This window comes from Prosthecobacter sp., assembly GCF_044226605.1.
Lineage (GTDB): Bacteria > Verrucomicrobiota > Verrucomicrobiia > Verrucomicrobiales > Verrucomicrobiaceae > Prosthecobacter.
In genome coordinates this window covers 329035-341518 of the sequence record NZ_JBGAGS010000005.1, presented here as the reverse complement: position 1 = coordinate 341518, position 12484 = coordinate 329035, and the positions used below count along the sequence as shown (strand labels likewise).

10 protein-coding genes are annotated in these 12484 nt (G+C 61.3%); 5 read left to right on the top strand and 5 right to left on the bottom strand.

Going from position 1 to position 12484, the window contains the following annotated elements; translation table 11 throughout:
* Nucleotides 1-91: 91 nt before the first annotated feature.
* Nucleotides 92-1381, bottom strand: coding sequence for an alginate export family protein (locus tag ACILSO_RS08820; protein WP_395737019.1), 1290 nt, complete (start codon nt 1379-1381; stop codon nt 92-94).
* A gap of 195 nt (nt 1382-1576) precedes the next feature.
* Here ACILSO_RS08820 and ACILSO_RS08815 point away from each other — a divergent pair, with 195 nt between their 5' ends.
* From ACILSO_RS08815 to ACILSO_RS08805, 3 genes are read left to right on the top strand one after another with little or no spacing between them, the layout of a single operon-like run.
* Nucleotides 1577-2824 carry a tryptophan 7-halogenase gene (locus tag ACILSO_RS08815; RefSeq protein ID WP_395737018.1) on the top strand — a complete coding sequence of 416 codons (1248 nt, stop codon included), beginning with the start codon at nt 1577-1579 and terminating at the stop codon, nt 2822-2824.
* Between the two features lie 53 nt (nt 2825-2877).
* Entirely contained in the window at nt 2878-4326 is a 1449-nt protein-coding gene (locus ACILSO_RS08810; protein ID WP_395737017.1) for a cation:proton antiporter, read from the top strand.
* A 49-nt stretch (nt 4327-4375) separates the two neighbouring features.
* Entirely contained in the window at nt 4376-5959 is a 1584-nt protein-coding gene (locus ACILSO_RS08805; protein ID WP_395737016.1) for an NAD(P)/FAD-dependent oxidoreductase, read from the top strand.
* 455 nt (nt 5960-6414) lie between these two features.
* Here ACILSO_RS08805 and ACILSO_RS08800 read toward each other — a convergent pair whose 3' ends face one another.
* Nucleotides 6415-7716 (bottom strand): cation:proton antiporter, encoded by a 1302-nt coding sequence (locus tag ACILSO_RS08800; RefSeq protein WP_395737015.1) that lies wholly within the window; start codon nt 7714-7716, stop codon nt 6415-6417.
* 86 nt (nt 7717-7802) lie between these two features.
* Between ACILSO_RS08800 and ACILSO_RS08795 the strand changes: the two genes are divergently transcribed.
* Both ACILSO_RS08795 and ACILSO_RS08790 read left to right on the top strand, forming a co-directional pair.
* Complete coding sequence (locus ACILSO_RS08795) at nt 7803-8696, top strand: LysR family transcriptional regulator (RefSeq protein ID WP_395737014.1); 894 nt, start codon at nt 7803-7805, stop codon at nt 8694-8696.
* A 410-nt stretch (nt 8697-9106) separates the two neighbouring features.
* A complete protein-coding gene (locus ACILSO_RS08790) occupies nt 9107-10888 on the top strand; it encodes a glycine--tRNA ligase (RefSeq protein WP_395737013.1) in 1782 nt (593 codons plus the stop codon).
* Nucleotides 10889-10978: 90 nt separating this feature from the next.
* Here the strand turns inward: ACILSO_RS08790 and ACILSO_RS08785 are convergent, their stop codons facing one another.
* From ACILSO_RS08785 to ACILSO_RS08775, 3 genes are read right to left on the bottom strand one after another with little or no spacing between them, the layout of a single operon-like run.
* Nucleotides 10979-11392, bottom strand: coding sequence for a hypothetical protein (locus ACILSO_RS08785; RefSeq protein WP_395737012.1), 414 nt, complete (start codon nt 11390-11392; stop codon nt 10979-10981).
* An 8-nt stretch (nt 11393-11400) separates the two neighbouring features.
* Nucleotides 11401-11970 (bottom strand): anthranilate synthase component II, encoded by a 570-nt coding sequence (locus tag ACILSO_RS08780; protein ID WP_395737011.1) that lies wholly within the window; start codon nt 11968-11970, stop codon nt 11401-11403.
* 26 nt (nt 11971-11996) lie between these two features.
* Nucleotides 11997-12479 carry a hypothetical protein gene (locus ACILSO_RS08775; RefSeq protein WP_395737010.1) on the bottom strand — a complete coding sequence of 161 codons (483 nt, stop codon included), beginning with the start codon at nt 12477-12479 and terminating at the stop codon, nt 11997-11999.
* Nucleotides 12480-12484 lie beyond the last annotated feature (5 nt).

Genomic DNA, 12484 nt, shown 5'->3' with positions numbered 1-12484 from the left:
CGGCCTCCACGGGCCCGCAGTGCCCCCGCGCGAAGTGGTCCGCACTCTCCGAGTGCAGCTGCTTGGAAATCGCGATTAAGTGCCTGGCGGCTCAATAATTCAGCGTCAGCATCCAGTACGCAAAGTTCGCATCATCACTCGGCCCCGTCGCCGCTAGATACGCCCCCGCAAAGAAGTGCGAATACCCAAACAGCATGTCCAGGTGCGGCGTCAGCTTCGCATTGATGGTAAAGTCCAGCTCGCACCCCGCGTGGCTGTTCGCATTTGGATTGATCGCCCGCACCCGCGTCGTCCCATTGGCGCGGTACCACGCGTCTCCCGTGGTGGTCAGCCAGAAGGAGTGGAAATCCATCGTCGTCTTCACCTTCGGGTGCGGCTGCGCGGACATGCGCAGCACCACGTTTTGCATATTCTGCCAGGAGAAGGTGTCCATGAAGCCATACGGCGGATGATTCGTGGGAAAGAGGTTTTGAAAGGTGTGCGCATGGCCGTCATTCGGGTCGCTGTCGCCGCTGCCCGCGCTGTACTCCAGGGCGAGGCGTGGCTTCCAGGGGTTCTTCAGCCAGTTGTAGCCGCCTTCCAGGTGGTAGGCATACGCGCTGAGGGATCTTCCGCTGAGCTGCCCTGCCTGCCCCACGAGCTCCACCGTGTAGTCCCATCCGCCCAGCTTGGCGGGGTCTCCTTTGTGCCGTGTCCCCAGTGTCACAAAGTTGGACACACCCGTGGCGTTTTCCTCGTGCAGATGAAAGGCGTAGAGATCTGTGGTTTGAAACGGCAGGAACTGGCTGCTGAAGTAGAGGCCGCTGAAGAACTGATTTCGCGTGGCGGAGTCGTCGAGCCAGTCAGAGAGATTGAATTGTGAACGGCGGATGCGCACCACGCTGGAAGTGAAGGCATCCAGCCACCAGGTGGGCGCTTGGTAGCGCAGCTTCACCGCATCAAAGGTGCGGCTGAAATTCTGCCACTCCAGCGGGCCCACCAGGCGCTCGTCACCATAGCTCAGCACCTGCCGGCCTGCCTTCACACTCAGCCCCTGCGGTTTGCCGATCTCGATGCTGGCCAGACGCAGATCAAACGTGTCGTCTCCCTCCGCGCCATTTTGCAGCGGCACATTGGCTCGCTTTGAAAAAGCTTCGCGCGTGTCCTGCCCTTGCACGGCTATCTTGATCCACTCCTCGGGCTGCCACTCCACGCCAAGGCGCACGCGCATCAGCAGGAAGGTGTCGTCCGTCACCGCGTTTCGGCTGGAGTCAAAATCAAAGGTGTTGTTTCGTGTCTCCGCCCGGGTGCGAGCCTGGAAGTTCCACTTGAGCTGGTCGGCGATGCCCTCGCCCATCGCAGGCAGGGCGCAGAGGCTGAATAGAAGTGCGGAGAGGCGCATGAGTGCAGTTTTTTAACAGGGCGGTTCATAACGAAAATAGAATCTCGGTATGGCTCCGATGCTGCCTTGTTATGGCATTCGTTGTGCATGTGTCCATGCCGTGATGGCATCGGAACGATAGCGAAATGGGATTTCCGTTATGCAGTGGGTCCCGGTATTTGTATGCAGTCGGCTAATCCACCGGCCTCATTTTTTATGAACTACGACGCGCTCATCATCGGTGGCGGACCTGCAGGCTCCAGTTCCGCGGCTATTCTGGCTGAATATGGCCACAAGGTGCTCATCCTGGAGCGCGAGAAATTCCCGCGCTACCACATCGGCGAGTCCCTCATTCCTTTCACCTTTGGTCCGCTTCAGCGTCTGGGGATGATTCCGAAGATGAAGCAGTCCCACTTCGTGAAAAAGTACAGCGTGGCTTTCGTGCAGCCAAGCGGCAAGGCCTCCCAGCCCTTCTATTTTTTCAACCGCTATGACCGCGAGAGCGTCGCGCAGACCTGGCAGGTGCTGCGCTCGGAGTTTGACCAGATGCTGCTGGACAATGCCCGCGAAAAAGGCGCTGAGGTGATGGAGGAAATGACGGTGCTGGAACTCCTGCGTGAAGACGGAAAAGTCGTTGGTGCACGTGCGAAGGACAAGGACGGCAACGTCTCCGAATACCGCGCCAAGATCACGCTCGACTGCACGGGCAAGGAGGCCTTCACCGCCACGCGCAACGGCTGGCGCATGCGCGACCCCTACTTGAACAAAGTGGCCGTGTGGACGTATTACAAGGGCTCCACGCGCGAGCCCGGCATCGATGAAGGCCAGACCATGGTCGCCTACATCCCCGACAAAGGCTGGTTCTGGCACATCCCCCAGCATGACGACATGGTCAGCGTGGGCGTGGTGGCCGAAGGCAAGTATCTGACCCGCGGCGGTGTGAAGGATCCCAAAGAAATCTTCAACCGCGAGGTGGAGGAGAACCTCTGGATCAAAGAACACCTCGGCACCGGTGTTTCGAATGGAGAATACCGCATCACCAGCGAGTACTCCCACCACGCCCGCCACTGCGCCGGCCCCGGCCTGCTGCTGGTGGGAGATGCCTTTGCGTTCCTGGACCCCGTCTTCAGCAGTGGCGTCATGCTGGCGCTGAAGTGCGGCGTGCTCTCTGCGGAGGCCATTCATCAGGGCATCTTGGAAAATGATCTCTCGCCCGCCCGTTTCACGGAATACGGTGCCACCATCCGCCAGGGCGTGGAGAACATGCGCAAGCTGGTGTATGCCTTCTACAATCCAGATTTCTCCTTCCGCGAAGTGATCAAACGCTTCCCAGATGCAGGTGGCGCCATCACCGACTGTCTCTCCGGCGATGTGAACAAGGACTTCAGTGTGCTCTGGAGTCAGATTCGCGAGTTTGTGCCGCTGCCGGACGACCTGCCCTATGGCGAGCCGCTGGCCGCGTGATCGATCTCCCGCCGCGACTTTTTCAACATCAAACCCCTCAGCCCGTACGACCGATGAAACGTACCGCCAGCTTTTACATCATCACTATCGCTCTCGTTGGCATAGGCATCTTTGCGGTGCTGCATTTTGGGGCCGGCCTGCCACCTCCGCAGGGCACAGCGGAGCTGCTGCACAGCACCGCTTCGAAAGCGAAGCCGGCCGGCGCAGGGACGGACTCGATGCTTGCGGGGCTGAGCGAAAATCTGAACGATCCGCTGAGTCATCTCTTCGTGCAGCTTCTCGTCATCATCGCCGCATCCCGGCTCGCGGGCACGCTGTTTGCGCGCTGCGGGCAGCCGTCCGTGGTGGGGGAGATGGCAGCGGGCATTCTGCTTGGCCCCTCGCTCTTTGGCATGGTGGCTCCAGACGCATTTCAGTTTGTGTTTCCCGCCACCTCTCTCGGCGTGCTCAAGATGCTCAGCCAGATCGGTGTGTGCTTGTTCATGTTTGTGGTGGGCATGGAGCTGGACACGGGGCATGTGCGGAAAAAGGCGGACGTGGCCGTGGTGGTGAGCCATGCCAGCATCGTGCTGCCCTATTTCCTGGGTGTGGTGCTGGCCTGTTTTCTATACAGCCATTTCGCGCAGCCCGGAGCCAGCTTCACCGCCTTTGCCCTCTTCATGGGCATCTCCATGAGCATCACGGCCTTTCCAGTGCTGGCTCGCATCTTGCAGGAGCGCGGGCTGACCAAGACCTTTTTAGGCAGCACGGCCATCACCTGCGCCGCCGTGGACGATGTCACGGCCTGGAGCATCCTGGCCTTTGTCGTTGCCATCGCACGCTCCACCAGCATCGCTGCCTCGATCTTCAATCTGGCGCTCGTCTTCGTCTTTATTGCCCTCATGATCTGGGGGCTGCGTCCCGCTCTGCCACGCTGGCTGCGCAGCGCCACTGCGGAGCATGCGGATCCCTCGAAAGGCGCTCTCGCCACGGTGATCTGCGTGGTCGTTTCAGCATCTCTGACGACGGAGATCATTGGCATTCATGCACTGTTTGGCGCCTTCCTCGCCGGGGCCATCATGCCGGAGGCCGGCGGCTTTCGGCACAAGCTCAGCGTGCGGGTGGAAAACTTCAGCTCCGTGCTGCTGCTGCCGCTGTTCTTTGCCTTCACCGGCCTGCGCACGCAGTTCGGCCTGCTCAATGACGTGCAGGGCTGGCTTCTTTGCGCGGGCATCATTGCCGTGGCCACGGTGGGCAAGCTGGGTGGCAGCGCTCTCGCCGCGCGCTGGAGCGGCATGAGCTGGAGCGAGTCCCTGCAGCTCGGCGCACTGATGAACACACGCGGGCTCATGGAGCTCATCGCGCTGAACATCGGCTACGACATGGGCATTCTCTCACCCCGCATTTTCACCATGCTCGTCATCATGGCGCTCGTCACCACCATGCTCACCGGACCACTCCTGACGCTCTTCCGCAGCAGGCAGCCAGTGGTGGACGATTCGCACTCTCCCGCCGCTGCGTGAGCGCGATATCCCGCCCGCGTGAATCGAAAAACCTTGACCACCCCCACCCATGAACACCTCGACTTCTGAAGCCGGCACCCTCTTCGATGTCATCGTCATGGGCGGTGCGCTCTCCGGCGCCGCCACTGCCACTCTCCTGCTGCGGCACAATCCCGGCATCCGTGTTTTGATCCTGGAGAAAAACGAAAAGCTGGGCCGCCGCGTAGGCGAGGCCACCGTGGAGGTCAGCGCCTACTTCATGGGCAAGGTCCTCGGCCTCACGCAGTACCTGAACGAGAACCACATTTGCAAGCAGGGCCTGCGCTTCTGGTTTGCCAACAAGGATACCGCCTCCATCGCCGAGGCCAGCGAGCTCGGTTCCAAGTATCAGGTCAAGCTGCCCTCCTATCAGCTCGATCGCTCCACCTTCGATGAAGAAGTGTTGCGCCGCGCCTGCGCCGCCGGTGCCACACTGCTGCGCCCGGTCACCATCAGCAGCGTGCAGCTTGAAAACGGTGGCCTGCAGACCGTCACGTATAAACAGGGAGACGCCACCCACACCGTGAAGGCACGCTGGATCGTGGATGCCTCCGGCGTGGCGGCGCTCATCGCCCGCAAGAACGGCTGGTGGAAGTCCAACTTCGAGCACCCCACCACCGCCGCATGGTCGCGCTGGAAAGGCGTACGCGATTGGGACGGCCGCGAGCTCGCGGAAAAATATCCCGAATGGTCCGGCGCCCTCTACTGCGTGCGCGGCACCGCCACCAATCACGTAATTGGCGATGGCTGGTGGAGCTGGTGGATCCCCCTCAAAGGCGGAGACATGAGCGTTGGCGTGGTGTTTGACCAGCGCGTCGTCGATTTCCCCCAGGATGGCGGCAAGGTGGCCGAGCGGCTGAAGACCTTCCTCATGAAGCACCCCGTCGCCCGCGATCTCCTCGAGAACGCGCAGTTCGATGAGAGCGATGTTCACTGGCGCAAAAACCTCGCCTACTACAGCACCACCTTTGCCGGAGACGGCTTCGTGCTCGTGGGAGACGCCGCCGCCTTCATGGATCCCTTCTACAGCCCCGGCATGGACTGGATCTCCTACACTACCAGCAGCGCGGCAAATCTCATCACGCAGCAGCGCAAAGGCGCCTCCATGGGCGAGATCGTGCCGCAGTACAATCACACCTTCTCCACCAGTCACCGCTGCTGGTTCCGCGCCCTCTACAAGGACAAGTATGAATACATGGGCGAGTTCGATCTCATGGACCTCGCCTACCGCCTCGATCTCGGCTTGTACTACTGGGGCGTGGCGCGTCACCCCTTTGAGCAGGGAGACAAGGCTCTCTACGTGCCGCCTTTCGCCACCGGCGAAGGCTTCGTTTACAAGATCATGAGCACTTACAATCGCCGCTTCGCTCAGATCGCCCGCCGCCGCCGCCGTGACAAGGAGTTGGGAAAAACCAACCGCAACAATCGCAGCCTCATCAAAGGCTTCAAGATTCACCGCAACGATGCCATCAAGCTCTTCGGCATGCTGGCCGAGTGGGCTCTGCTGGAACTCCGCGAAGGCTGGCGCAGCTGGGGGGAAACCGCCGCAGACGTCACCGCCTCCCACCTCCCCGAAAAACCCAAAGCCGCCGAGCCCGCGGCAGCCATGGCTTAAAGTTGCCCAGTTGCGCCGCAACTGGTCTGGGAAGCCCTCGCTGCTGCAAAGCAGCGGACCAATCGCACCATGATTCTTTGAGTGCCAGCCTGTTCTCAATCCATCATCGCATCCGTGATCCCGCAGCGATGTCGTGGTAATCGCGCACTGATTCCTCAGCGATGGCGTAGTGATCCCGCAACGTTCCCACAATGATCGCGCAGCGATGGCGTAGCGCTCCCGCAGTGATACCGCAGTGACTTCACAGTGATCGCGTACTGCCCCCACAGGGCCTCCGCAATGATGGTGTGGCCATCAAAAGCCTGTAGCGAGGGGTTGAGCGCAGCGACACCCCTCGTAAGCAACCCACACGCACGCTCCCAAGGTCGCATCGCGTAGCGATGCCAGCACTCCAGTCGCTGCGCACCGCAAACGCGGGTCTCGCTCCGGGACAGTTTTCCACAAACGCCGCCGCCTCAATACCCCAGCTGCGCATCCTTCTCCACCCCACCCTCCGGCTCCGGTTTGTAAGTTCCGGAACCCACCAGGCGTTCGAAGATGGGGGAGGCCATCAGTGTGGTCACCACCGCCATGATCACCAGCGTGGCAAAGAGGCCCTCGGAAATGATGCCGCGCTGCAGGCCGATGTTGATGATGATCAGTTCCATCAGGCCGCGGGCGTTCATGAGAATGCCAATGCCCATGGCCTCGCGTCCGGAGATGCCGGTGGCACGTGCGGCCAGGGTGCAGGCCAGCCATTTGCCCAGCACGGCAGCGGCCAGAACAGCCAGGCACATGCCCCAGAGATACCAGGTGTTCAGCAGGCCGATCTTGGTGTTCAATCCGGAGTAGGTGAAGAACAGTGGCAGCAGCAGCGCCACGGCCAGAGGTTGGATGCGGGCGCACAGGTCGCGCACCATCACACCGCGGGGCATGGAAGCACCCATGATGAAAGCGCCAAACACCGCATGCAGGCCAATCAGGTCGGTGAACCATGCACCGAGGGACATCAGTGCAATGCCAATGACGAGCCCCGCATCGGTGAGTTTTTCGTCCTGGATCAGCAGAGAGGAAAACCTGGCCAGCAGCGGACGAATGAGGACCAGGGAGAAGGTGACGAATCCAATGGCACCGCCGATGTTGTAAAGGGCATGGCTGATGTTTTGATCAAAACTGGCAAGCACCACGGCCAGAAGGATCCAGGCGGTTGCGTCATCGATGGCACCCGCACCGATGGCCACGGTGCCCATGGTGGTGCCGGCAAGGCCCTTGAAGTGAATGATGCGCGCCAGCATGGGGAAGGCGGTGATGCACATGGAGGCGCCGAGGAAGAGCATGGCCTCCATCTGCGAGGTCTTTTTCGGGAAAAGCTCGGTGTGGTGATACAGCACCCAGGCAAGACCGGCCCCGAGAAGAAACGGAGTCACCATGCCCGCGATCGAAACCGCCACGCTGCTTTTCAGACGCTTCGCCACGATGTCCATGCGGAACTCCATGCCGACAATGAACATGTACAGCGCCAGGCCGAGCTGGGAGGCCGGGAAGAGATAGCAGGACGTGTCCCGCAGCTTCTGTGTCTTGTCCCACGGGAAGAGCCACTGCTGCCACTCGGGCGCCAGAAGGCCAAACAGGGACGGCCCGAGCAGTACACCAGTGATCATTTCCGCCACCACCTGCGGCTGGCCCAGGCGGGCCGCGATGGTGCCCACCACCCGGCACGCAAGCAGGATGACGGCGATCTGGAGGAAGAACTGGACTGCGAGGGAGACGTTGTTCATCACTCCAGCATGGGGCATCTGCCTTGGTAACGAAAATAGAGTTTTGCTATGCCAGTGATGCCGGTTCGGTATAGAATGCGGATCGAATGGAACTGCGTCATCTGCGATATTTTCAGGCCGTGGCCGAAGAACTGAGCTTTTCACGCGCTGCGCGCCGCCTCCGCATCGCCCAGCCGGCGCTGAGCCGCGCCGTGCAGGAAATGGAGCGGGAGCTGGGGGCTCAGCTCATCGAGCGCGAGCGCCGTTCCCCGCGCCTCACCCCGGCCGGGACGGTGCTGCTGCATGAAACTGGCCTGCTCCTGGAACGTCTGGACGATGCCCTGCGCCGTGTGCGCCGCACTGGAAAAGGCGAGGAGGGGGAGCTGCGCCTCGGCTACATCGGCCCCCCCACGCGTCCCTTCCTGGCCCGCGTCCTGAAAGAATACGCCAGACGCTTTCCCCGCGTCACCGTCATCCTGGAAGAGCGCACTCCGGAGCGAGTGTGGGAAATGGTTTCCAAAGGGCGCCTCTCCGTCGGTCTCACGCGGCCCGTCCTCGCCCATGAGGCGCTCGGGTTGCAGACGCTGCTGCTGCGGGAGGAGAAATTCTGCGCCGCCGTGCCGCATGACCACCCATGGGCAAAGCTCGCCTCGCTGCCCTGGAAGAAGCTCGCGGGCGAGCCGCTCATCATCCTGGCGCGGCGTGAGGGGGCCGGATCTCACGACGTGATCCTGGCAGCCTGCGATGAAGCAGGCTTCGCCCCCCGCGTAAAGCACACGCCCAGCCTCATCGGCACCATCCTCCAGTATGTGGAGGCGGGAGCCGGCATCGGCATCGTGCCAGAAAGCACCGCCAGCAAAGACCTCGTGCTCATTCCGCTCAAGCCTCAGCAGACCATCCCGCTGGTCATGGTCTGGGCCAAGGAGGGAGATGACCCCGCCGTGGCCGCCTTCCGCAGCATGATTCGCGAGTGGCATCGCGAAGGAAAATTGTGGGAGTAAACGGACGCCCTCTCCGAACTCGTCCCCGACTCAATAACATCGCGTGCTCGGAGCAGGCGGAGCCGCCTCTTCGTGTGCGCTTCACGTTTTACGATCCTGCTGATTCACCCAATACCTCGCAAAGAAGAACAGGCTGGATCAGATGCGCATGTGCCCAGCACCGTATTGTAGCACCGGCTTCAGCCGGTTTTGGACAACGCGCCCAGCCCACCCAGCGTCAAAAATAAAACACCCCGCGAGTTTTGCTCAAAACAGCGCGCCAATCCATTCCCCACAAGCAAGTCAGAAGGCTTGGGCCCCCTTGAAATGCGTTGCGCCTCCGTCCAGCCGGTGCTCCTTTCGCACCCCCCATCGCCGGTGGCAGTCCAGCCATTCGGCATTCCTCATTCACACATACGTCATTCCAGCCCATGTCCACCGACGCCAAAAACGCCATCGCTCAAATGGAGAAAATCGTTTCCCTCTGCAAGCGCCGCGGTTTCATCTTTCAAAGCAGCGAGATTTACGGCGGCTGCGGCGGTGTCTGGGACTACGGCCCTCTGGGCGCCGAGCTGAAGCGCAATCTGCGCAACGTCTGGTGGAACACCATGACCCGTGAGCGTGAAGACGTGCTCGGCCTCGACGCCAGCATCCTCATGAACCCGGCCATCTGGAAAGCCAGCGGCCATGTGGACACTTTCGCCGATCTCATGCGCGAGTGCTCGCTGACCAACAAGCGTGTGCGTGCGGACCATGTGGAGCAGCAGGAAGGCGTGGTCATGAACTACAGCGGCGCGCAGTCCCCCACCGGCTGGAAGCTCTCCCGCCCCATCGCCGTGCTCATGAAGAAAGGCGAGCACATCGAGAGCCTGCGCAAGCGCGTGCGCACCCTCATCGCCTCCAATGCCGGTGAAGCCGCAGGCAAAGTGGAGGAGATCGAACTGCTCGACGAAGCCAAGGGTGACACCTTGGAAAAGACCATCGACTTCCATCCCGAAACCGGCGGCGCTCTTGGCGAAGCGCGCCCCTTCAATCTCATGCTCAAGACCTACCTCGGCCCCACCGCGACCGAGGCAGACGTGACCTACCTGCGCCCCGAAACCGCACAGGCCATCTTCGCGCAGTTCAAGAACGTCTATGACTCCAGTCGCATGAAGGTGCCCTTCGGCATCGGCCAGATCGGCAAGGCCTTCCGCAACGAAGTCACACCCAAGAACTTCACCTTCCGCAGCCGCGAGTTTGAGCAGATGGAGCTCGAGTTCTTCATCAAGCCCGACGAAGCCGTCGAAATCATCTCCGGCGAAGTCATGGCCTGGAGCGAAGGCGCAGACCTCAGCGAGCCGAAGCCCAACTGGGGCTGGCAGATGTGGCACCGCTACTGGGTCGATCAGCGCACCAAATTCTACGAAGGCATCGGCCTCGGCGATGTGCTGGAGTACTACTGGCAGACCCCCGAAGACCTCGCCCACTACGCCCGCGCCTGCGTGGACATCTTGTGCGAATTCCCCTTCGGCACCGAAGAGCTTGAAGGCATCGCTGCCCGCGGCGACTTCGACCTCGCCGCGCACCAGTCCGCCAGCACCAAGTCCCAGGAGATCTTCGACGAAGAACTCAAGAACGCCGCCGCGAAGCTCAGCGACGAGCAGAAGGAAGCATTCATCCAGAAGCGCCTCGCTGCCGAAGCCGCCAAGACCAAGGGCCAGCCGATGCCCGAAGCCGCCGTGCGTGCCTGGTTCGAGCGCCTCTTCAAAGGCAACTACGTCCCTCACGTCATTGAACCCTCCGCCGGTCTCGACCGCATGGCCCTCGCCGTTATCGCCAAGGCTTTCTCTGAAACCGAGAAAGTCGATGACAAGGGCAAGAAGGAAATCATCACCGTCCTGCGCCTGCATCCGCGCGTGGCCCCGATCAAGGTCGGTGTCTTCCCGCTGCTCAAGAACAAGCCCGAGCTGGTGGCTAAAGCTCGCGAGGTCTATGCACTGCTCAAGAAGCACATGAACTGCTTCTACGACGAAACCGCCTCCATCGGCCGCCGCTACGCCCGCCAGGACGAAGCCGGAACCCCCTTTGGCATCACCATCGATTTCGAAACCTGCGGCGAAAAAGGCCCCGAGCTCCAAGACACCGTCACCCTTCGCCACCGCGACAGCAATGAGCAGGAGCGCGTGAAAATCAGCGACCTCCTCGGCAAACTGCTGCCGCTGGTGTCGTAATAAGCTTCTGCGGCCGCCATGTCCAAATGGGAATGGCGGCCCAGCTTGCCTCAGCGTGAAGGTCCGCACACTCCGTGTGCGGTGGTCAGATCAAACAGTCCCCGGCAAAGCCGCCAGATCCGGCTCCACAAACTCACGCTTCGCTTCCGCTGACATCAGCCGTTCCCGCGAAAAGAAGAGGAGGGGGGTCCGCTTGTCGCAGAGCTGCGTCTGTGCCTCGAAAAAAGCATCCGCACTCTCCGCTGGGCCAAACTGGTGCAGCGTCGCAGCCACCAGCTGCAGCCACACCTGCGTCAGCGTTTCGTGGTAACCACCTGTGGGCGTGTCCATGATGCCATGCGCCGCATTGTAGGACTTGATGCCGCTGCGCAGCCGCTCCAGCGCTTCAGAGAAGGGGAGCCCCTGTAGATACAAATACGCCACCTTGAGGTGCGCGCGGTGGTTCCATTCCTCCAGCGGCAAAGATTGGTCCTCGAAGCGACGGAGATGCTCTGCGTCGCTCATAGCCAGTCTCACATTTCGAGGAAGTTCTTCAGCAGCTTCTTACCATCCTGCGTCAGGATGGATTCGGGGTGGAACTGGACGCCGTGGATGGGGAGTTCCTTGTGGCGGAGGCCCATGATTTCGGATTCGTCATCGCTGGAGGTGGCGGTGATGGCGAGGCAGTCGGGGAGGGTGTCTCGTTTGACGAGCAGGGAGTGGTAACGGGTGGCTTCAAAGGGCTGTGGGAGACCTTTAAAGACGGATTCGCCCTGGTGATTGATCAGGGAGGTCTTGCCGTGCATGAGGCGACCGGCGCGGACGACATCGCCGCCGAAGACGTGGCCGATGGCTTGGTGGCCGAGGCAGACGCCGAGGAGGGGGGTGGATTTGCCGAAGCGTTCGATGACGGCGCAGCTGATGCCGGCTTCTTTGGGGGTGCAGGGGCCGGGGGAGATACAGATGTGGTCGGGATTGAGCTTACTTATCTCATCCAGAGTGACTTGGTCGTTGCGGCGGATTTCCATGACGGCTCCCATCTCGCCGAAGTATTGGACGAGGTTGTAGGTGAAGGAGTCGTAGTTGTCGATGATGAGGAGCATGGGTCAAATGGCTGATATTCAGCGATTTAGAAGCCGCGGAGTTGGAGGATGTGGTCGAGTTCGGCCTGGAAGGAGGGGATGTCTGCGGCGGGGGGCTGGTAGCCGGGGGCGGGGCCGCGCATGCCGAAACGGCCTTGTTCATCCATAAACCATTGAACGGTAACGCCATCGCTGAAAGTGGCGCGGCCGCTGATGATGGCTCCGGGAGGGGGGGATTCATCGACGGAGACTTTCAGAGCGCTTTGGGGAAGGGCTTCTGGAGAGTCTGCAGTTTCGTCGAGTTGTGTGTCGGATTCGGCAATGGGCGGCTCGGGTTTGGGCTCGGGCGGGGCTTCGCGGGGCTTGTCCTGGATTTTGACGCCGAGCTCCATGATGAGGAGGCGGGTCTCCATGTAGGTGAGTGTGACGGCGCATTCGGTGCGCAGGCGGTCCTGGATTTGATTGAGGTTGGCGCCTGCGGCGGCCCATTGTTCGACGAGCTGACGCTGTTCCGGAGTGAGATTGGCCATGAGAG

Bases quoted from the DNA above. Each gene is read 5' to 3' on its own strand.
- ACILSO_RS08800 (WP_395737015.1), bottom strand. From the start codon at position 7,716: ATGAACAACGTCTCCCTCGCAGTCCAGTTCTTCCTCCAGATCGCCGTC.
- ACILSO_RS08775 (WP_395737010.1), bottom strand. From the start codon at position 12,479: ATGGCCAATCTCACTCCGGAACAGCGTCAGCTCGTCGAACAATGGGCC.
- ACILSO_RS08785 (WP_395737012.1), bottom strand. From the start codon at position 11,392: ATGAGCGACGCAGAGCATCTCCGTCGCTTCGAGGACCAATCTTTGCCG.
- ACILSO_RS08790 (WP_395737013.1), top strand. From the start codon at position 9,107: ATGTCCACCGACGCCAAAAACGCCATCGCTCAAATGGAGAAAATCGTT.
- ACILSO_RS08805 (WP_395737016.1), top strand. From the start codon at position 4,376: ATGAACACCTCGACTTCTGAAGCCGGCACCCTCTTCGATGTCATCGTC.
- ACILSO_RS08795 (WP_395737014.1), top strand. From the start codon at position 7,803: ATGGAACTGCGTCATCTGCGATATTTTCAGGCCGTGGCCGAAGAACTG.
- ACILSO_RS08780 (WP_395737011.1), bottom strand. From the start codon at position 11,970: ATGCTCCTCATCATCGACAACTACGACTCCTTCACCTACAACCTCGTC.
- ACILSO_RS08810 (WP_395737017.1), top strand. From the start codon at position 2,878: ATGAAACGTACCGCCAGCTTTTACATCATCACTATCGCTCTCGTTGGC.
- ACILSO_RS08820 (WP_395737019.1), bottom strand. From the start codon at position 1,381: ATGCGCCTCTCCGCACTTCTATTCAGCCTCTGCGCCCTGCCTGCGATG.
- ACILSO_RS08815 (WP_395737018.1), top strand. From the start codon at position 1,577: ATGAACTACGACGCGCTCATCATCGGTGGCGGACCTGCAGGCTCCAGT.